This window comes from Nostoc sp. DSM 114160 (assembly GCF_053470305.1).
Genome location: NZ_JBPFGO010000002.1, coordinates 59,515 through 78,934, shown reverse-complemented (window position 1 = coordinate 78,934; position 19,420 = coordinate 59,515). Strand labels below are relative to the sequence as shown.

The following is a 19,420-nucleotide window of genomic DNA, read 5'->3' as shown; positions in this document are numbered from 1 at the left end:
TTTGCTGGATCAAACGTACTTTGTCCACAGTTGAAAGCTGCTTTGCTAGTCTGATAATTTCTTTTAGGCTTACAAATTATCACCTGCTTCATCTGTAAAAATTTTAACAATAGCCAAGGTTACTGGGCTTTTTGGTAGAATCTTTACGCAAGTGCCTCAACCACAGTCCCCACCACACACGCTTTATTCAAATTAACACCACTCAAATTTGCACCTTCTAACTCTGCACAGAGTAAATTCGCTCCCGTCAAATTCGCCCCTGCCAAATTCGCCCCCCGCAAGTCGGCTTCTTCCAGGTTTGCTTCACTCAACAACGTCCCTTGCAAATCGGCGCGACTCAAATCTGCACCTTTGAGATTTGCCGCTGTCAGGTTTGCACCGCGCAAGTCAGCACCGCGCAAATCAACGCCTTGCAAGTTCACATTCATCAAATTAGCACCACTCAAGAAAGCACCCACCAATGACACATCACTAAGTCTGGCTCCCATCAAGTTAGCGCCACGCAAATTGCTACCCCGCAAGTCAGCACCTGTTAAATCTGCTTGCATCAGGTTCGCTCCCATTAAATTCGCCCGCAAGTCAGTTTGTTGGAGGTTCGCCCCCATTAAATTCGCTCCCTCCAAATGCCCACCTTCGAGTTTGGAAGCAGCGAAATTAGTGCCGACAAGGGTAGCGCCAGCAAGATTAATCCGGCTTAAATCCAGTCGAGAGAGTTCCTCGTCTTCTAAATTTGCGCCTGGAAGTTGTTTGAGTTTTCCTAATTTAATGGCTTCAATGTTCATGTAAAGTAACTACCAATCTGCTCACTTATCTTGCTGTGGCTGTCCCCATTGAGAATCAAGTATCCAAATGCCGGCGCTGACTTTGGGTGTCATGATGGGTAAGTCGAGTCCCTGTTGTAAACCCATCACCAATAAAGTTAGGGTATCTACAAGTTTAGGGTCAAAGCGGGTAGATTGTTGCTGTCTGCACTCATCTAAAGCTTGAGTAAATATCTGTTCCCGGCTTTGATTTGACGATTTTCGCTCATTGACTCGCCACTGAAAGTCTGCCAATAATGCCAAAATCCTCGACTCTAGGGGAATTTCATCTCCAGATAAACCTGCTGGTTCCCCTGTGCCATTCCACCACTCGCTTTGGTGAGTAATAATTTGGGCAACTGCTCGTAATCGTGGCATGGTTCGCAATACTTGCGCCCCTGGTACTAAGGGACAAGTTAAGGGACAACTAGGGGCATCTTCTTGGTAGCGTGTGGATATACCGTCAGTGAGAACGCTTTCTGCTTTCTGTAACGGATCTATGCGATGCAACAAAGCCGCCAAGCGCAATCTTTTAATCTGCCATGCGGGAAGATCCAAAAGCTGGGCGATCGCTTCAGCAAGTCCTACCACTTCCGCAGCTGCCATTGGATTGTTGACATCTGCCATATCCATTAGTTGCGCCATTCGCAAAAAGGCTTGGATTTCGTTGGAAACCAAGTTGCGATCTAGGGTTTGTTGGTGAGACGCTGTTGGGATGGATAAATTATCTTGCCCAGTCTGGAGGTAATCTACTACACGTGAGACAACTGCACCTAAATTTTCCGATCTCGCCATTGACGGGACAATTTGTTGTTTGTCGGCTGTGAGTTTTTCTGCCAGTTCTGGGTTGTATTTTTTGATGTGAGCGATCGCTATTTCTGCTGTCTCTTGTACTAACTCCGGCTCAAATGTCCACAAGCCATAGAATTTACGCTCTAAGTCCGATGTCGGTACTCCAGCGCTGCCATAGTCAGCCTCTGATAATTCTTGACAAATTACCATTGCTGTGTATTTTGGCGATAAAATAATTAAGTGCCACTCCTGCGCTACTGGATCGCCTGAATCTAATCCCACTAAGTCTACATTGGGGAGCTGGCTGGTAGAATGTTCAGCAAAGCCAGATTCAGAGGCAGCCATGATGGCAATATGGCGACTGTACTGGGCGATGTCTGCATATCGTTCAGCTTCTTGTAGATACCATTTCCCCTGTTGAAAGGCTGTGATGACTAAGGGTGTACCGTCATCGGCTAAGATATGATCTTCTAGAGCGTGGCACAGAGCAACTAAGGTATTTTTATAGTAAACACCGAATCGAATTGGCCTGGTGGTATGGCGATGGGCTGTTTCTAGCTTTTGTAGTATTGAACCTTCTAACATGGGATTTGGTAAAAATAACCGCAGAGGCACTGAGTAAGAAAGAGGGAGAAATTCAAAATTCTGAATTTCTTCATATTTTAGTGTTTTCTAGGATACACCTGCTAACTGTTTTTCTTTCGTCTCTAATGGTGCTGTCAGTGCTGCTTCTAAGTCAGCACAACCCAGCTTTTCTTCTAAGATGTTCATGACTTCGCGTCCGAAGTCGTTGGGGTTTTGTTGCCAAGCTTGCAAGCAGACTTCGCCGAAGAATGAACCAAGGGGTTCGGGATTCCAGAGAAGTTTTTTGGCTGTCCCACGGCATCAAACTCATTGGATCGTACCCTGGCTTGAGGATGCCTTCTTTGAAAGCATATTCTTCCAAATGGGTATGGGGTTGTAGTCCAATAAAGAAGATAGCAGGTTCGACTTTATCAGCACCAAAAATCCGTTCTAGTTCGCGGTGGTAAGCAATGGTTTGGCGGATGGTTTCGGGACGTTCGTCAATCACATTAAAGGAGTAGTTGACGGAAACTAAGTCGTTGAAACCAGCGGCTTTTAAGTCACGGCAGTTTTGCAAGACGGTTCGCAGGTTGTAACCCATCCGCATTTTCCGCACAAGTTCTTGAGAACCACTGGTAATCCCGATTTCAAAGTAGTTCATTCCGGTTTTCGCCATCAACTCACACAATTCCGGTGTCAAATTGTCGGCTCTGATATATGCTGCCCAGTGGATATCTGTCATACCAGAATCGACGATTTTTTGCAACAATTCTACAGCATCGGCGATAAATTTTTTCGCGGGGATGAATTGAGCATCGGTAAACCAGAAATTGCGAATGCCGCGATCGTATAATTGGCGCATCTCAGCAACTACTTCATCTGCTGGGTTGATGCGTACTTGTTTGCCTTCGACGACGGTGTAGACGCAATAACAACAGTTGTGGGGACAACCACGTTTAGTTTGTACACCTATATAAAAGTCTTGCTCTTGCAGGTAAAAGTTAAATTCCGGCCAGATGCTTTCGATATAGTCGTAGTTACAAGCTGTTTTTTCTATTGGGGTGGGTTGTTCGTGAATTAGCCGTTGACGTGGTTGAGTTTCTCCGGCAACGTAACAGCGTTCATCTCGAAAATCTCTGCCACTTAAAAGTTTTTCCAGCAGGGTTTCGCCTTCACCCACAGAAATAATTGTTCCTTGGGGTAAACTTTTACCCAATTGCTCGTAAAATACGCTGACTGCACCACCACCGACAACTACGCGAGCATCAGAATTATATTTTTGGGCACGCTTTAAACCGCGTTTGATTAAGCTCTGGTTTCGCCACAACTCTACATAATAAGCGATGAAGATTCGCAAACCGCCCAATCCGCCGCGTAGTTTCAATAGAGGATTCTTGGCATAGTAAAATTCAAAGGCGTTTTGCAACGGGTTGCCACCACGTCCGCCAACTGGGGCATAAATTTGAATATCCCGCCAAGAAAATACTAGCAGTGTCGGTTTAAATTCATCAATACAGCGATCCAGAGCCGAACTGTAATCTAAAGGTGGCACTGTTCCCAAATCAAAGATGCGCTGTTCAATATTAGGAAACTGCTTGTGGACATGATCGCTTAGGTAGACAACCCCAATAGGAAAGATGGGGTTACAAGGAAGGCGAACGTAAAGAATTCGATTTTCCATCATCTGTGTTTTAACTTCCATCTTGCCAATCTGTGGAGAAAGCGAGAAAAACATTCACTTTTAAAGTGTGTGCTTGTTTTATTTGGTTTTATCGATCGCAATCATGCTTGACATTTCAGCCGATTATTGATACCCGCTAACCTGCCGTTAACAACTGCCAAAAACGCTAAAATTGCTGTGCATAAAACATACATGGAATCTATAGAGAGCTTTCTGAAGACATTTTTTCATATAGCTTTACCATAACATTGAGTTTATTCATTAAGCGATGATCCCTGCCGATTAATCCTGGGATAGATGAAAGAGCAAAACTCACTTCCTCGCTATGCTAAAAGCTAGGGGATCGTTATTATGTCAATTCCCTAACAATCTGCTTTCAGAGAATAGAAACTTTTATACCAGCAAAAAATCTCAAAAACTTTTCTTTATAGTGTATAATTCCGAAAAAGGTGTGAATAATTACAAAATTTTCATAACTGAAAATATATCTTTAGACAGAAATAATCTACAAAGACTCAGTTGGTATTCGCAGTTACAACAACTGGGGATCAGTGGGTGTTAGGCTTGGCTAGTGTAATGTAAAATTGTGGCGTAAAGCTCCTCAGCAGTTATGGCTCAAATATTAGATCCTCTACCACCTGAGCAATCAGGAAAAATTCTCTGCTGCTACATTAATGCCACGAGCAAAATACAGGTAGCTCGCATCTCCAATATTCCCAACTGGTATTTTGAAAGGGTTGTTTTCCCTGGACAACGTTTAGTTTTTGAAGCTCCACCAAAAGGTCAAGTGGAGATTCATACAGGGATGATGGCAAGTGCAATTTTATCCGATAAGATTCCGTGCGATCGCCTGATGCTCGAAGAACCCAGTACTAATGAGTTTGATACAGACTCATCAGATGAAAAAGACCCTTTTAATACCAAACTAATGGTGCAGCAAATTAATACAAAAATTGGAGATACTACAAAACCCTTGCAAATCCTTGGTTTAGCCTCAGTTGATTAAAAAAACAATTTTATCTAAATTTAAGGGTTGCTAATTTAGCAGCCCTTTTTGTTTACTTTTTGTTTATTATTTATTGGGTATGGGGCATTGGTTATTCTCATTGTCTCCCTCATCTCATCTACAATCATTCTTATGAATCTGCCTTCATTTCTTTGGTTGTGGAAAATAGCCGCCTGGTCGATGGGGTTGTCCCTGCTGGCATATCTAATGTTAGCAATCACCGGCGTTTGGATGTTTCGGGCGAGAACTTCGCAACAATTTCCTTTTATTACGCCATTTATGGGCGGTAATAAAGGGGTGCGATCGCTTCACTATACAATGGGCATCAGCATGGTAAGTTTAGTGCTACTACTGCTAGCGATCGGCATTGTTGGCACTTTAGGGCACTTTGGTTCTTTAGGTCACTCGTCACACCTGGTCTCAGGATTGATAGTGGTAGCATTAGTTTTACTATCTGCTTTTAGCGCCACCCAAATTAGTGCTAGACGACCTTGGGCTAGACCCTTACACATCGGCGTAAATATTATTCTATTTATAGGATTTGCCTGGGTATCCCTTACTGGTTGGATTGTAGTGCAGAAGTATTTACCGTGAACTGCCATACATCAACTACCAGGGACATAGACCTATCCTACAATGAAGAAAAGCATTGTAATTGAGCCGTGACAGCAAACTCAGCCTATATCTCAGCTTCTGTTTTTCGTCTATCTCCTTTGATTCGGATAACGTTGCTGAGTCTATACATAGCACTCACAGTCCCATTACCCTTTTTATCGCAGGTAACAGCTGCACCCGTACCTCCAGAATTATTGTGGATAGGGATTGGCATCGGTTTAGTTGCCTTGTACGCGGTATTAACTGAACAAGTAATGGTAGATGACGAGGGAATTCAAGTTACTTACCCCGCCTGGGTGCCTCACTTTTTTCGTAAAGGCTGGGTCTTTACCTTGGTCACAAGTCAAAGAGTTAAAACCCCGCAGTACTGGCCAAGGAGGGCTAGTTTATTACTTCCTCAGCCAGGATGGGAAAGCTTATTTACTACCGATGCGTGTAGCTGGATTTGCCCGTTTGGTGCAAATTGTCCAAGCAAAGACGAGTATTGACACCACAGATGTTCGCCCTTTAGCGCAGCCTTGGATGTACCTGATTTTACTAGTATTCACTCTGCTGCTACTATTAGTCGATGGCTGGGCGATCGCTACAGCTTTAACTAGTACACAATTAACTTAGGTTATTTCTCTGCAATCCTCAGTCCCGTTGAATACAGCAAAAGCCACACTCAGGCTAGAGCAAGTTAATCTGTTTACAAAGCTGAAAACCCAACTTCCCGGCAATCAGCAAGGGTATCCCATATTGCGAGATATTGACTTGGAGGTATTTCAGGGCGATCGCATTGCCATTGTAGGCCCAGTAGGCGCTGGGAAAACTTTGTTATTACGCCTCATCAATCGCCTAATTGAACCCACGAGTGGTAAACTCTATCTTGAAAATCAAGAATATCGCCAAATTCCCGTCATCCAGCTACGGCAGATGCTTGTACTTGTATTGCAAGAGTCAAAGCTGTTGGGGATGACAGTTGGGCAAGCCTTGGCTTATCCTTTAGTTTTGCGTGGTTTACCCAAACAGACAATTCAGGAACGAGTCAATCACTGGACAGACCAACTGCACATTCCCCATGAATGGTTAGGGCGAACAGAGGTGCAACTTTCTGCGGGACAACGAGAACTAGTAGCGATCGCTCGTGCCTTAGTCATCCAGCCTAAAGTATTATTATTAGATGAGCCAACCTCTACCCTCGATACTGGTACGGCTTCTCATTTAATGCAAGTCTTAACCCAGTTGAGTCAAACTCATCAAACCACGATTTTGATGATAAATCACCAACTGGAACTAGCCCAGATGTTTTGCACTCGGTTATTACACCTACAACAAGGTCATTTATTCGCAAATCAAACAGCCTCAGAGATAGACTGGATTGAATTACGAAAAAGCCTGATTCAAGCAGCAGCTCAAGACGATTTTGGATTTTAAATTTTGGATGAGACAGGAATCAGGAATCGTTTTCTTACTCCCCCTCACCCCAATGCCCACTTGCCCTGAGCGACTTGTGCCGAGCGAAGCCGAGGTAAGCCGAAGGGATGCCCCATTCACACTTGACTACTAGTAAGTGTTGAACGTTGATTATTAAATCTCTCTCTAGCTAACTTTGTTGTTTGTGACAGTGAAATATTCGTATTCAAAATTTCCATGTTAAAACGGTATCCAACATTACGGATAGTTTGAATCAAATTGGGTTGCCGGGGATCGAGTTCAACCTTTTTCCGCAGCGATAAAACGTGAGTATCAATGGTACGAGGGTTATCAATAGCGTCAGGCCAAGCACGACGCAGCAATTCCGATCTACTTAGAGGTACTCCTCCAGCTTGTGCTAAAACGTACAGTAAACTGAATTCTTGAGGCGTTAAGTCAATAAACTCCCCTTGAAAGCGGACACGACGCTGAACTAAATCTATTTGCAAAGTGCCATAATCCAAATAAGCTGGTGCAATAGGTGTGCGCTTCCGCCGAATCAGTGCCTCTACCCGTGCCAAAAACTCTTGCATTCCAAAAGGTTTGCTCAGGTAGTCATCTGCACCCGCCTTTAAACCTGCAACTATATCAGCTTCACTATTACGCGCAGATAGCATTAAAATTAGAGGTTGCTGCTGACGATGCAACCAACGACAAAACTCAATGCCATCACCATCAGGCAGGTCTGCATCTAAAACTACCAGTGTTGGTTGATGGCTTAAAAATACTTCCCTTGCTTGATAAATACTGGCAGCTTGATGCACGCGGTATTCCAGTTGTTGCAAGTGCCAACCCAACAACGATCTCAAATGGGGATTCCCCTCAATGATTTCTATACAAACCGAACCCACGGCGGCAAGACCCCTTAGCGTCGATGACTTTCAAAGTAACAAGCCCATCTCTAAGGTTTTGTAGCCTTTGTTACTTCAATTGCAATTAACTTTACATTTCCTAATAAAATGAGTGGCAATATCTTTAATCTATGCCTTGCTGATAGGCGATTAGAAATATTATTAAATTTTTATTAAATTTCTCGAAAGTGTTGTTAGACTTATAAAAAGTTCTTTTAGCTTAACATTTTGCTTTTAGATGGGTGTTATATGACAAATATCTAGAACCCAACTAGCTAACCCTGCTACAACAGCTTTTCAACTTGATGATGAAAGTCAATTTTATCGCAAAAATTTAGTGCTTCATCCAGGAATATAACATCAATACAATTGGGCTGTTGATTGTGAAAATCAAAAAAATAACTTAGCAGTTAACTAGAATCGATGTTTTCTGGAATAGGATTAAAGTAGCTTGTAGCTGCTATGAGGGTAATACCCAAAGTAGATGTGTTGACCTTGAGTTGATGCCAAAGTGAAATTACACTTCACTTTTTAGCGTGAATCATTTACAATTCTCATTCCAAAGAGATTAATACAGCAGTTATGCTCCAAGACACACAAACCATCCGCTATTACCAAAGACTTACCGATGCCTTCATCGAGCTATGGAATCGCGGTTATCGCACGGATGATATGCGGATGTATTTGGATGGATATCTAGCCGCACTGCGACATAGCAATGTCATTGAACCTTATCTGATTCATCGCCTAGAAGAGGAGGCCAGCCGCTTCTTGTACGATGGATCGAACTTTGCAGTACCGCAACCACAGCCACAACCCGATTACTACTAAGTACCATTTGCCTGGTCGTTGATAGTAACCGTTAATTACCGCAGATGATTATAGCATATTATCTGTATTCGTCAACGGGTTGTCGTGGTGTGAAATTTTGGAGATATTGTATTGATTAAACGCATCCCCTCAGCCCTATATTGGTTTTGCCAATTAGACTGAGGGGATTGTTGTTTAGCAATAAAATCAAGTCCAACAAAGAGTATTTTTGTCATAAACCGATTAAAAAACCCTTGAAAGGGGAAATAAATAGTATCTCTCCTTTCAAGGATATTAAAAACGGCACATTAACTCGATTGCGAAGTGCAAATTCAGCAACATACCCTTTAGTTTGGCTAAAGAGAGCTTAAGAAGCTAATGCTACTTCTACCTTTTCTTGCAATTCACCTTTTTGGTACAGTTCAATCAAGATATCAGAACCGCCAAGGAATTCACCATTAATATATACTTGGGGAATTGTCGGCCAGCTAGAGTATTCTTTAATACCTTGACGAATTTCCGGGTCTGAGAGAACGTCAACCGTCTCAAAGGGAACTCCCAAGGTATTGAGAATCTGCACAACATTGTTGGAGAAACCACATTGGGGCATTAACTTGTTTCCCTTCATAAAAACTAAAATCTTGTTTTCTTGTACCAAGCTATCAATTTTGTCTTTGAGTTCTGGTGTCATGGTAATTATGTTTCCTATGTTGCATTAATAGAGTGAGGAGTGAAGAGTGAGGAGTTAAAAATTCATAATTCATAACTCTTAACTTCTAACTTCCAACTCCTAACTTTAGGAACTTGCTGTTGCTTGCCAAGCTTCGGGAGTGTATGTTTTCACCGCCAAGGCATGAATCGCTTCAGTTGACATCGCTTGACCCAACGCACCATAAACTAACTGGTGCTGTTGCACTAGTCCTTTACCTGCAAAGTGCGATGAAACTACTGTTACTTGATAGTGGGTCGCCGCCACCAGTCAAGTCTTGCACCTGAACCTGTGCGTCTGGCAGTTCCGCCTTGATCATTTCCTCAACCTGTTGCGGACTAATCATCGCAATTCCTGAAAAAACTTACTTTTCTATTATTAACAGATATAGAGCAAATGCCTGTGCCAACTTCAGGCTTTGGCAAGGCTGTAGATACACGCGCCTCTAAGGTGTATTTTTGAGAACGCTCAGGTTTTGGCTGCGGCGGATAGCTCTATCCTAGCACTGGGGCGTTCCCAAGCGACTGGTTAAGGAAATGTGGGTAGGGAAAAACAGGTAACAAAAATTTAATTTATTTTTTTGGGGATGAGGAAGATGAACTACCACCTTCTCTGGGATAGGGAGAATCAACAAAACCCAACTCAAATAACTGTTTATAGGCTTTCTTGCCTAAATCCCGCGTCGGGTTTTGACTCTTAATTATTTGAATCAACAATGGTACAGCTAATTCTGGCTGATTTTGTGCCCGATGTACCAATGCTAGCTGAAAAGTGGCTTCATCTCGCTTTTGGGCTGTTAATAGAGCTTTTTGACGCTGAGAATCAGAAACTCTGTTGTCAATTCCCGAAAAGCTAGAATTTAACTCTTGATAAAAATTAGATAGCTGATTATAAACTTGACGTGCTTCTTGCAGTTTCTTAGCAGCTAAGGTGTAGTTTTGAGCAGAAACAGCTTGTTCTGCATCTTTTACTAAGCGATCGCCACCTGCAATGCTCAAAAGGCTGTTATTTTCGGTTATGGGGCGGAGGTTATTAGGATCGTTGGGGTCAATGAGTTGTGGTTGGCTGGTAGTGCCTGGTGACTGTAATACCTGAGCATTCACAGGTGATAGCAGGCTGAGGACTGCTATAACTGATAAAACAGTACGGTGCATCAAGGTAACAGCGACAGCAGTGTTCATGGGATCAATTAGTGCGACAACTATACAAAAGAGTTATGGAAACTTCGGGTATCTTAACTCTGTTTTGGTCTTGGACAAAGCAAAGTTACATCCTAAGTATCTCTGATTTAGACTAAAAATCAGTTTAATAGAGTTCCCATTACCCCTGTATACTAATAAACTTATATCGCTGTGATGAGTGATACCTACGGGAGAGTGCGTCACCATCTGCTTAACTACCAGCTTTCCTCCCCAATAATTAGACTTCTTGCATAAGTCGGGAAAAGGGGGAAGGGGGAAGGGGAAAAGGTTCTGCAAAAGTCCCCTTCCCCTTTAACCAAAACCTTTTCCCCCAAGAGTGCAAAAAGCACAAATGCCAAGAGGTCTATTATCTCTGGTTAACTGGGATATTTGGCAGGAGAATTTTCTCAAAGCACTGCTTGAAGTTTTTGCGTAGGCGTAGCCCGCACTTCTGCTGCGCTCAGTGACCGCCGTAGGCATCGCACCAAATTATTTCAGATTAGCCATGTCTTCAGTCGGCGCTTCCTAACTTTTATTTAACTGTCTGACCGAATGTGAAAATATTTATCATCAAGCAATTCAGTAGTTTGCAGACAATTAATTAGCTATTGGCTCAAAAAAATGCCAATTTGGCTGAATATATTATTAATAGAGCGTAATCTATATATATACATCCTCAAAGGTTGCAAAATACTACTGATGTTTTGTGACTTACTCAGGATGAATATAGCAGTTAGTAATTAGTGTCAAATATTGGATTTTGCAGTTTCTTAATTATGCACGGTCAATAATTATGAGGTTTTACTAAATCAAGAATTAGTAATTTCTGCAAATGCGTGATTAGTAACTTTTGTTTCTTGATGGCTCAATTGTTGCAGTGCCTTTGCTAAATCAGTTGTGATGCTTTTTGCATCTTGTTTTATACAGCCATTCATGTAATCCGCGACTCTAATTGGGGAGCCAATGTCAATACTCACATCTGTACCCCAATTGGGATAAGGTTGGCTGTAATTAATTCCTATGGGTATAATTTTCACTCCCAGCCCGGAATGACTAGATTCAGCACTCAAAGCAAGACGAGCAATTCCCGGTTTCAACTGATGAACTTGGCCATCACGAAAAATGTTGCCTTCTGGAAAGATTACCAGGGTTTTGTGCTGCTGAAGTAGCTCTACTCCATGTCGTAGCGTGCGGATTGATGGATGCTTAGAATTTACAGGAAACCCACCCAAACGTTGGACAAACCAGCCTTGCAAACCTTGGCATTCGTCAACTGTTACCATAAATCGCAAGTCTTGCTTTCTCAGACAAGCGGTAGCGTAGGGTACAAGCAAGGCATCCCAACGCGCCCGATGGGTAGGCGCGAGAATCACAGGCCCAGTTGTGGGGATATTTTTTTGTCCGGTTATTCTAATTTGTCCAAAGAATAATGGTAATAGGCAGTGACGCCCTAATAAATATGCCAGAGGACTTAACCAAGGAGAAACCCTTGAGGTAGTACCAGCTACCTGATGATTTGCTGGTGTGTGCTGGCAGGTATCGGATGAAGAGTAAAATTCCATCATGACGGATGCAGCTGATTGACGGGTAAAATTTAACGAAAAGTCTGATTAGTTACACCGTAGATTCTCTTGCGTGACTTGTCTGGTACTAGATGGACAGTTTTACCTCTGTCCGTTAGTTTACCTTACGCCGCCTAGCAGCAAACCAAGTCTGTAATTGCTGACGACAAGCTGACTCTAGAATGCCTCCGATTACTTGGAGACGGTGATTAGAAGCAGCACTATCAGGGATGTTAATAACTGTACGAATGGCGCCAGTTTTTGTATCGTCTACTCCATATACCAGTATTCCTAGCCGTGATTGGACGATCGCACCTGCACACATCGGGCAAGGTTCGAGAGTTACATAGAGTGTGCATTCATTAAGATGCCAATTTTGTAAAGTTGTTGCCGCTGTCTTGATAGCGAGAATTTCCGCATGAGCGGTAGGGTCTTTGTGACGCTCTTTTCTGTTTTCTCCTTCTGCTAGCAATTTGCCTGTTGAATCAATGATAACAGCACCTACAGGGACTTCACCCGCATCACCTGCTGTTTTTGCTAATTCTAAGGCATAACTCATCCATTGTTGATGTATAAGATATTCTGTGTATTTAGTTAACATATTCTTATCAATATAAAAACTTCAAAATTCCACACATTTTCTAGGATGAGTATCTCGCCTGTCCGACAAGAAATAAAAAGCATATAGCCCGCAGATTAGAAGTCTGGGGCTAAACAAATCAAAATTCTTAAATTTAGCGTTACCAAGCCAGCCATTCGGGGCTAATTTGATTTCTAAATAGCGGCTTGGGCTAAAAGGGGATCGAGTTGACTTTGTGTGTCTAACTGATAGAGGTCATCGCAGCCGCCAATGTGCTGGTTATTGATAAAAATTTGTGGTACAGTACGGCGACCGTTGGCGCGTTCTGCCATTTTAGCTCTAGCTGCTTCGTCGCCGTCGATTTTGTATTCAGTGAAATTTACACCTTTCCACCACAGCAGCATTTTGGCTCGAATGCAGTAAGGACAAGTTTGCCAGGTGTAAAGTTCGACGTTGGCTTTGACTCGCTCTGGATGGCGATTTAAAAGGGGATTCAGAAAGTCCAGCATGTTTTATTAAGCAAAGTTTTAACTACGTCTCTAGCCTAGAACATTAGACATTTTGCAAAAGTAACTTTTGCTTTCCGGTTGGCGAAAGGAAAAAGGGGAAATTCCATACCTTTACCCTTTACCCTTTCCCCTTTTCCCTACTTCTACAATAAGTCTATTGCTTACCGCATCGGCGCTGGAACCCACTTTTGGAAACCCTCCAAATGATTCCAGTAAGCTAAATATCCAGTCAATGCCCAAATTAAAGCGGCTACTATCAGCACTGCTGTGCCAATTAGCCGCCAAGTTCGGTTGGTTTTCCAGTAGAGAGTTGGTGCTGCAAAAATACCACCTAATCCAGTTAAAATAAAGCCGATTCCCGATAAAAGCGGTTGCTTTGTCAAATTCAAGTTGATGATACGGATACCGACTACGATCGCAACTACACCAGCAAAGAAGCCGTAAATTGCGATTGTCAACAAATCCCAACTTTGAGCAAGAGAAATCGCAGCCGCCACAAACAAGATTCCAAATAGGATACTTGTTTCACCGAAGGCAATATTGAAGCTACCCATTATTGGCCAGGTGAAGCTCATGTGTAAACCAGTTGTGAGTGCGATCGCACCCGTAATTCCGAAACCGGGAATCCACTGTCTCTGATTAGAACTATCTATACCACGATACACATAGTCAGCCAGTAGAAATAGCCCAGCTACCATGTTGATTAACATCAGTGTGATGTAGTCGATAAACACGATTAACCTCTGAATTTGACAAGCTTTTTACTTTGCGTCTCGTTTTTTAGTTTTTAGTGAATTCACCAGCTTTTTTTCTTTATTATTTTATACCTAAAGATAAACACTGAATAAAAGCAATGTTTTAGATATACACTGCTACCTATTTGTGCTAGTTCTTAACTTAGTTGCTTTTGAACACGCTTTATACTGGAGTAGTTAGGGGTGAAAAATGAGGATGTGTTAACTGGCACTTTTCTAACGAGTTAGCAGTAAAACTTAACTTTCTTCCACGTGTATCCGCCCTTTGGTAGACTTGAAAACTGAAATGGCCAGATAAAGCAGCGGAAATTCAAGCAGTTGAGAGGGCAGACTCTGTGGAAAATACACTTGGGTTAGAGATTATTGAAGTAGTAGAGCAAGCGGCGATCGCATCCGCAAAGTGGATGGGTAAAGGCGAAAAAAACACTGCTGACCAAGTAGCTGTGGAAGCTATGCGGGAGCGGATGAATAAAATCTATATGCGCGGTCGCATTGTGATCGGGGAAGGCGAACGCGATGACGCGCCGATGTTATACATCGGGGAAGAAGTTGGTATCTGTACCCAACCAAATGCCGAAGCTCTCTGTAACCCCGATGAATTAATCGAAATTGACATCGCCGTTGACCCCTGTGAAGGTACGAACTTGGTAGCTTATGGACAACCTGGTTCGATGGCTGTCTTGGCAATTTCTGAAAAAGGTGGATTATTTGCTGCTCCTGACTTTTACATGAAAAAGTTAGCAGCACCTCCCGCCGCTAAGGGCAAAGTAGACATCAACAAGTCAGCAACAGAAAACCTCAAGATTCTCTCTGAGTGTCTAGATCGCTCGATTGAAGAACTCGTGATCGTGGTGATGAAGCGCGAACGCCACAACGATTTAATTAAAGAAATCCGTGAGGCTGGAGCGAGAGTCACCCTAATTTCAGACGGTGATGTGGGTGCAGCTATAAGCTGCGGTTTTGCTGGAACTAATATCCACGCGCTGATGGGTATCGGTGCGGCTCCTGAAGGTGTAATCTCGGCAGCTGCAATGCGTGCTTTGGGTGGACACTTCCAAGGTCAACTGATTTACGATCCCGCAATCGTAAAAACAGGTCTGATTGGAGAAAGCAGAGAAGCCAATATCGATCGCTTAAAGTCTATGAATATCAATGACCCCGATAAGGTCTATGATGCTCATGAATTGGCATCTGGTCAAACTGTTCTGTTCGCTGCTAGCGGCATTACCAGTGGTAATCTCATGCAAGGTGTACGTTTCTTCAACGGCGGAGCCAGAACTCAAAGCTTGGTAATTTCTAACCAGTCAAAAACTGCTCGATTTGTTGATACAATTCACATGTTTGGTGAAGGCAAGACTCTCCAACTGAACTAATTTTTAGGGGATGGGGAATGGTAAAAGTAGAGGTGAAGCATTAGGAAATAAATCTTTCTAGAAAATGGAAAAATAGTCAACCAAATGCTTCATCGTTACACTAGTTAGTAGTTAGTATTTAGTGATTAGTTATTGTTTATTAGTTGGAAAAATTATCAACCAATAAACAAAAATTCCCCATTCCCTATTCTCACTCAATGCCCTATTTTCAACTACCAACTAGTAACTACGATTTAGCAAATGAATATAGCAGTGGTGGGGTTAAGCCATAAAACAGCCCCAGTAGAAGTCCGGGAAAAACTGAGCATTCCAGAACCACAAATTGAAGGTGCGATCGCTCAACTGGCCAGCTATCCCCATATTGATGAAGTTGCAATTCTTAGTACTTGTAACCGTCTGGAAATTTACATTGTTGCCAGTGAAGCAGACCAAGGTATTCGGGAAGTAACGCAGTTTCTTGCGGAATACAGTAAATTACCCGTGCTTTCTCTGCGACAACACTTGTTTATGCTGCTACATGATGATGCAGTGATGCACGTTATGCGGGTAGCAGGTGGTTTAGATAGTCTGGTACTCGGAGAAGGTCAAATTCTGGCTCAGGTGAAGACTACTCACAAACTGGGACAGCAATATAGCGGTATAAAAACCATTTTGAATCGATTATTTAAACAAGCGCTGACAGCTGGTAAGCGGGTTCGCACTGAAACGAGTATTGGTACTGGGGCTGTCTCTATCAGTTCGGCAGCTGTAGAGTTAGCACAGATAAAAGTGGCAAATTTGGCAGCTTGCCGAGTGGTAATTCTGGGTGCTGGTAAAATGTCGCGCCTCTTGGTGCAACACCTAATTTCTAAAGGTGCTGTGGAAATTAGTATTGTAAATCGCTCTCGCGATCGCGCCCAAGAATTAGCAAAGCTGTTCCCTCAACAACCGATCAAAATTCATCCACTATCGGAAATGATGAGCGTAATTGCCGAAAGCGATCTAGTGTTTACAAGTACTTCGGCAACAGAGCCAATACTTGACCGTGCCAAATTAGAAATGGTTTTAGAAGTTCAGCGCTCTTTAATGTTATTTGATATTTCTGTGCCGCGTAATGTTCATGCGGATGTAAATGAATTGGAAAATGTGCAAGCGTTTAATGTGGATGATTTGAAGGCTGTTGTAGCGCAAAACTACGAAAGCCGTCGCAAGATTGCACAAGAAGCCGAGCGACTCTTAGAAGAAGAAGTGGAAGCCTTTGATATTTGGTGGCGCAGTTTAGAAACTGTTACCACTATTAGCTGTCTGCGAAATAAAGTAGAAACCATCCGCGAACAAGAGTTAGAAAAAGCTTTGTCGAGATTGGGTTCGGAATTCGCCGAAAAACATCAAGAGGTGATTGAAGCATTAACACGGGGAATTGTCAATAAAATTTTACATGACCCGATGGTGCAATTGCGATCGCAGCAAGATGTTGAAGCTAGACGGCGCTGTATGCAAACTCTGCAAATGCTGTTCAACCTCGATGCAGAAGAACAATTTAGTTAAATTTAACAACAAAATCCCCAGCTTCTGTGAAAAGTTGGGGATCTGAGCTTTCAATTAGATATACTTCTAATTAGATATCTATCTAATTAGAAGTTAGTTATGCAACCAGAGCAATTTAATATCTTACTGCGCTTTTTCAAGGCATTAGCGGATGATAGCCGATTGAAGATTGTAGGTATTTTGGCGAATCAGGAGTGCAGCGTTGAAGAATTGGCGGCGCTACTGCAACTTAAGGAACCGACGGTATCCCATCATTTAGCGAAACTTAAAGAGCTAAATTTGGTGACAATGCGTCCTGAAGGTAATAGCCGTCTATATCAATTAGATAGTGAGGCTTTGCAAAGCATTAGCAAGGAAATTTTCACACCTGAGAAGATAGCATCCTTGATTGAGGATGTGGATACTGAAGCTTGGGAAAGCAAAGTGTTGAAAAACTATTTCGAGGGTAATCGCCTCAAAGAAATTCCTGCTAGTCGGAAAAAGCGCTTAGTAATTCTCAAATGGTTAGCAAACCAGTTTGATATAGGAGTCAACTACCCTGAACGCCTGGTAAATGATATTCTCAAACGCTACCATATCGACTGCGCCACCCTGCGACGAGAGTTGATTGCTTGCCAGTTAATGCAGCGAGAAAATGGGATTTATTGGCGTATAACGTAGATATGAAAGATGAATAAGCAACCCCATAATCATAGGTCGTATATTTATGCAATTAGAAACACAAAAATTATATTACACACCTGAAGAGTATTTAGAAATTGAAGAAAAGGCAGAATACAAAAGCGAATACCGTGATGGAGAAATTGTACCAATGACGGGTGGCACTACAAATCATAATAAAATTGCAGGCAACTTTTATGCTTATTTGAAGTTTGGGTTGAGAGGCAATAATTATGATGTTTATATTGGTGATGTGCGTTTATGGATACCCCGTTATCGGCAGCATACATATCCTGATGTGATGGTGATTGAAGGACAACCTATTTATACAGGAACCAGCACAACAACGGTTATGAACCCGATGTTAATTGCTGAAGTTTTATCTAAATCGACTAAAAATTATGACCAAGGCGATAAGTTTCTTTATTATCGCTCTATTCCCGAATTCAAGGAATATATTTTAATTGACCAATATCAATATCATGTGATGCAATATGTAAAAACTGCGGAAAGTCAATGGTTATTTACTGAACTTGAACATGAATCTGCAATTTTATCGCTGCAAACAGTTGATTTTCAAATTGAATTGCGCGACCTTTATGAGCAAGTCAATTTTGCAGAAAATAACGAAGATTAAAAAATAAAGCTTTGATTCACCCCGGATGCTGATTTATCCAACAAAATTAACTTGGAATTGTTTAGGGAGTAGCTACCAAAATCCTTCACTAAATTTGTATTTCTTCCTCGGTAAAGATAGGAGGCCACAATTCAGTAATGGGTAATTCCCAACCGGGAAAAAGTTCTGGTATAGTTAAAATTTCGCCATTTTCTAAAACTGTCGGTTCACCTGTAGAGCGATAAATTGTAACTGTCTCTTCATCAGGGTCAATTAAAATACCGACGATCGCTCCTAGTTCTATAAATTTTAAAATCTTGGCTACTATAAGTTTAATTTTATCGCTCTGAGATTTAATTTCTACCACCAAGTCAGGGACAAGTTCTCCAAAGTAACGAGGACTTTGGAGAAGTCGGGAAGCACGAACAAAGGAAACATCGGGTGCTTTGAGGTTTGTATCTGGCATGATAAAACCGCCAGCAGAATCAAAGACTCTTCCCCAGCGACGAGGATTTATCCAAGCAAAGAGAAAGGCGATGAGACGACTACTGATTTCGCTGGATACAATATCTGACGGGCCCATGACTGAAATTTTCCCATTTTCGAGTTCCAGCTGGTAATCTAAACCTGCTTCGGTAAAAGCGGTTTGAACTTGCTCTAAATCTTTGACTGTCATCATTGACATAAAAAGCTTTTTCCACTGAGATATACAACTCGATTTTAACAAGAGCCAAATTTGCAAAAAAATTAATTAGATGAGAGCAAAACAATATCACCTTCTTTTGCAGCATTCTGAAAAAACTCTACCAATTTTGGATATAGTTCAAACAATGGCTCTATCTCCTCTTCTTCCCATCCTCCAGGGCTAGGATTTGGGTAAATTTCCGCTTCATTAAATACAGTAGAATTAAATCGCCTCTTCAATTCTTCAACAGAAATTTGACTTAAAGCATTGGCAACATCTCGAACCTCTTCAAGTGTGAGATAGCGTACAAATCCGTAACCCGCTTCAAACTGTGTCGGCGTACCTCCCATGACTACATTACAAAGAGGCGGTAATGCTTGGGTATCACCTTCCAAACTTGACTCTCCAGTGAGAAGAAAATGTAGTGCGTGCCAATCTTCAAGGCTGAAGTAATGTTCATCGCTTCGTTGCTCTTGTAATTGGGCAATCATTGCCTGTGGATTACTAAAATCAAAAACTAAATTATCTAAATCAGGATTAAAAAAAGATGCTGCTGCTTCAGTATCATTCTGAATTTCTGCAAACTTTTGTGGCGTAATGCGTTTATAGCTAGCTGTAATACCCATAATATTTACTCTAATCTAAACACCATTAATAGTGTTAACTTGAACTTTGGACAAGTCACAGTA

At 42.1% G+C, this 19,420-nt stretch carries 18 protein-coding genes and 4 pseudogenes; 9 read left to right on the top strand and 13 right to left on the bottom strand.

Features of this window, described 5'->3' with window-relative positions:
- Positions 1-143: 143 nt before the first annotated feature.
- From NSTCB13_RS17370 to NSTCB13_RS17360, 3 genes and pseudogenes are all read right to left on the bottom strand, one after another.
- Positions 144-782: a pentapeptide repeat-containing protein gene (locus tag NSTCB13_RS17370; RefSeq protein WP_448273281.1), complete on the bottom strand. Its 639-nt coding sequence runs from the start codon at positions 780-782 to the stop codon at positions 144-146.
- A pseudogene (locus NSTCB13_RS17365) lies at positions 779-2,177 on the bottom strand (DICT sensory domain-containing protein). Before NSTCB13_RS17365 ends, NSTCB13_RS17370 begins: the two are co-directional and overlap by 4 nt.
- A gap of 87 nt (positions 2,178-2,264) precedes the next feature.
- A pseudogene (locus NSTCB13_RS17360) lies at positions 2,265-3,858 on the bottom strand (photosystem II high light acclimation radical SAM protein).
- A gap of 589 nt (positions 3,859-4,447) precedes the next feature.
- Here NSTCB13_RS17360 and NSTCB13_RS17355 point away from each other — a divergent pair.
- From NSTCB13_RS17355 to NSTCB13_RS17340, 4 genes and pseudogenes are all read left to right on the top strand, one after another.
- Positions 4,448-4,843 (top strand): DUF1830 domain-containing protein, encoded by a 396-nt coding sequence (locus tag NSTCB13_RS17355; protein ID WP_445631504.1) that lies wholly within the window; start codon positions 4,448-4,450, stop codon positions 4,841-4,843.
- A 132-nt stretch (positions 4,844-4,975) separates the two neighbouring features.
- A complete protein-coding gene (locus tag NSTCB13_RS17350) occupies positions 4,976-5,437 on the top strand; it encodes a DUF4079 domain-containing protein (protein ID WP_448267172.1) in 462 nt (153 codons plus the stop codon).
- A 68-nt stretch (positions 5,438-5,505) separates the two neighbouring features.
- Positions 5,506-6,073, top strand: a pseudogene (locus tag NSTCB13_RS17345) (hypothetical protein).
- Between the two features lie 27 nt (positions 6,074-6,100).
- On the top strand, positions 6,101-6,874 hold the full coding sequence (locus NSTCB13_RS17340; RefSeq protein WP_448273280.1) for an ABC transporter ATP-binding protein: 774 nt from the start codon (positions 6,101-6,103) through the stop codon (positions 6,872-6,874).
- Between the two features lie 116 nt (positions 6,875-6,990).
- On the opposite strand, the gene NSTCB13_RS17335 is transcribed toward NSTCB13_RS17340, so the two are convergent.
- Complete coding sequence (locus NSTCB13_RS17335; protein ID WP_445631508.1) at positions 6,991-7,764, bottom strand: response regulator transcription factor; 774 nt, start codon at positions 7,762-7,764, stop codon at positions 6,991-6,993.
- Positions 7,765-8,346: 582 nt separating this feature from the next.
- On the opposite strand from NSTCB13_RS17335, the gene NSTCB13_RS17330 reads away from it, so the two are divergent.
- Positions 8,347-8,595: a DUF6761 family protein gene (locus NSTCB13_RS17330; protein ID WP_194042008.1), complete on the top strand. Its 249-nt coding sequence runs from the start codon at positions 8,347-8,349 to the stop codon at positions 8,593-8,595.
- Positions 8,596-8,941: 346 nt separating this feature from the next.
- On the opposite strand, the gene grxD is transcribed toward NSTCB13_RS17330, so the two are convergent.
- The 7 genes and pseudogenes from grxD to NSTCB13_RS17295 all read right to left on the bottom strand — a co-directional run bounded on the left by grxD (position 8,942) and on the right by NSTCB13_RS17295 (position 13,849).
- Positions 8,942-9,265, bottom strand: a complete 324-nt coding sequence (grxD, locus tag NSTCB13_RS17325) for a Grx4 family monothiol glutaredoxin (RefSeq protein WP_445631509.1) — start codon at positions 9,263-9,265, stop codon at positions 8,942-8,944.
- A 105-nt stretch (positions 9,266-9,370) separates the two neighbouring features.
- Positions 9,371-9,629, bottom strand: a pseudogene (locus NSTCB13_RS17320) (BolA family protein).
- A 226-nt stretch (positions 9,630-9,855) separates the two neighbouring features.
- The gene (locus tag NSTCB13_RS17315; RefSeq protein WP_448267169.1) at positions 9,856-10,464 is read right to left on the bottom strand and encodes a hypothetical protein; all 609 of its coding nucleotides are present in this window, start codon (positions 10,462-10,464) and stop codon (positions 9,856-9,858) included.
- 809 nt (positions 10,465-11,273) lie between these two features.
- Entirely contained in the window at positions 11,274-12,029 is a 756-nt protein-coding gene (locus NSTCB13_RS17310) for a lysophospholipid acyltransferase family protein (protein WP_445631511.1), read from the bottom strand.
- Positions 12,030-12,141: 112 nt separating this feature from the next.
- Positions 12,142-12,627 (bottom strand): tRNA adenosine(34) deaminase TadA, encoded by a 486-nt coding sequence (gene tadA / locus NSTCB13_RS17305; protein ID WP_448273279.1) that lies wholly within the window; start codon positions 12,625-12,627, stop codon positions 12,142-12,144.
- A 173-nt stretch (positions 12,628-12,800) separates the two neighbouring features.
- Positions 12,801-13,115 carry a glutaredoxin 3 gene (grxC, locus tag NSTCB13_RS17300; protein WP_069070140.1) on the bottom strand — a complete coding sequence of 105 codons (315 nt, stop codon included), beginning with the start codon at positions 13,113-13,115 and terminating at the stop codon, positions 12,801-12,803.
- A gap of 161 nt (positions 13,116-13,276) precedes the next feature.
- Positions 13,277-13,849, bottom strand: a complete 573-nt coding sequence (locus NSTCB13_RS17295) for a DUF981 family protein (RefSeq protein WP_448273278.1) — start codon at positions 13,847-13,849, stop codon at positions 13,277-13,279.
- Positions 13,850-14,205: 356 nt separating this feature from the next.
- Here NSTCB13_RS17295 and glpX point away from each other — a divergent pair, with 356 nt between their 5' ends.
- The 4 genes from glpX to NSTCB13_RS17275 all read left to right on the top strand — a co-directional run bounded on the left by glpX (position 14,206) and on the right by NSTCB13_RS17275 (position 18,067).
- On the top strand, positions 14,206-15,243 hold the full coding sequence (gene glpX, locus NSTCB13_RS17290) for a class II fructose-bisphosphatase (RefSeq protein WP_445631515.1): 1,038 nt from the start codon (positions 14,206-14,208) through the stop codon (positions 15,241-15,243).
- Between the two features lie 240 nt (positions 15,244-15,483).
- On the top strand, positions 15,484-16,770 hold the full coding sequence (locus NSTCB13_RS17285) for a glutamyl-tRNA reductase (RefSeq protein WP_448267166.1): 1,287 nt from the start codon (positions 15,484-15,486) through the stop codon (positions 16,768-16,770).
- Between the two features lie 99 nt (positions 16,771-16,869).
- A complete protein-coding gene (locus NSTCB13_RS17280) occupies positions 16,870-17,430 on the top strand; it encodes a DUF2087 domain-containing protein (protein ID WP_445631517.1) in 561 nt (186 codons plus the stop codon).
- 46 nt (positions 17,431-17,476) lie between these two features.
- Positions 17,477-18,067, top strand: coding sequence for a Uma2 family endonuclease (locus tag NSTCB13_RS17275; RefSeq protein ID WP_445631518.1), 591 nt, complete (start codon positions 17,477-17,479; stop codon positions 18,065-18,067).
- Positions 18,068-18,155: 88 nt separating this feature from the next.
- On the opposite strand, the gene NSTCB13_RS17270 is transcribed toward NSTCB13_RS17275, so the two are convergent.
- Both NSTCB13_RS17270 and NSTCB13_RS17265 read right to left on the bottom strand, forming a co-directional pair.
- On the bottom strand, positions 18,156-18,731 hold the full coding sequence (locus tag NSTCB13_RS17270) for a Uma2 family endonuclease (protein WP_448267165.1): 576 nt from the start codon (positions 18,729-18,731) through the stop codon (positions 18,156-18,158).
- Positions 18,732-18,793: 62 nt separating this feature from the next.
- Positions 18,794-19,357, bottom strand: a complete 564-nt coding sequence (locus tag NSTCB13_RS17265) for a YfbM family protein (protein WP_448267164.1) — start codon at positions 19,355-19,357, stop codon at positions 18,794-18,796.
- Positions 19,358-19,420 lie beyond the last annotated feature (63 nt).

Bases quoted from the DNA above. Each gene is read 5' to 3' on its own strand.
- NSTCB13_RS17370 (WP_448273281.1), bottom strand. From the start codon at position 782: ATGAACATTGAAGCCATTAAATTAGGAAAACTCAAACAACTTCCAGGC.
- NSTCB13_RS17355 (WP_445631504.1), top strand. From the start codon at position 4,448: ATGGCTCAAATATTAGATCCTCTACCACCTGAGCAATCAGGAAAAATT.
- NSTCB13_RS17350 (WP_448267172.1), top strand. From the start codon at position 4,976: ATGAATCTGCCTTCATTTCTTTGGTTGTGGAAAATAGCCGCCTGGTCG.
- NSTCB13_RS17330 (WP_194042008.1), top strand. From the start codon at position 8,347: ATGCTCCAAGACACACAAACCATCCGCTATTACCAAAGACTTACCGAT.
- grxD (WP_445631509.1), bottom strand. From the start codon at position 9,265: ATGACACCAGAACTCAAAGACAAAATTGATAGCTTGGTACAAGAAAAC.
- NSTCB13_RS17315 (WP_448267169.1), bottom strand. From the start codon at position 10,464: ATGAACACTGCTGTCGCTGTTACCTTGATGCACCGTACTGTTTTATCA.
- NSTCB13_RS17310 (WP_445631511.1), bottom strand. From the start codon at position 12,029: ATGATGGAATTTTACTCTTCATCCGATACCTGCCAGCACACACCAGCA.
- tadA (WP_448273279.1), bottom strand. From the start codon at position 12,627: ATGTTAACTAAATACACAGAATATCTTATACATCAACAATGGATGAGT.
- grxC (WP_069070140.1), bottom strand. From the start codon at position 13,115: ATGCTGGACTTTCTGAATCCCCTTTTAAATCGCCATCCAGAGCGAGTC.
- NSTCB13_RS17285 (WP_448267166.1), top strand. From the start codon at position 15,484: ATGAATATAGCAGTGGTGGGGTTAAGCCATAAAACAGCCCCAGTAGAA.
- NSTCB13_RS17280 (WP_445631517.1), top strand. From the start codon at position 16,870: ATGCAACCAGAGCAATTTAATATCTTACTGCGCTTTTTCAAGGCATTA.
- NSTCB13_RS17275 (WP_445631518.1), top strand. From the start codon at position 17,477: ATGCAATTAGAAACACAAAAATTATATTACACACCTGAAGAGTATTTA.
- NSTCB13_RS17270 (WP_448267165.1), bottom strand. From the start codon at position 18,731: ATGTCAATGATGACAGTCAAAGATTTAGAGCAAGTTCAAACCGCTTTT.
- NSTCB13_RS17265 (WP_448267164.1), bottom strand. From the start codon at position 19,357: ATGGGTATTACAGCTAGCTATAAACGCATTACGCCACAAAAGTTTGCA.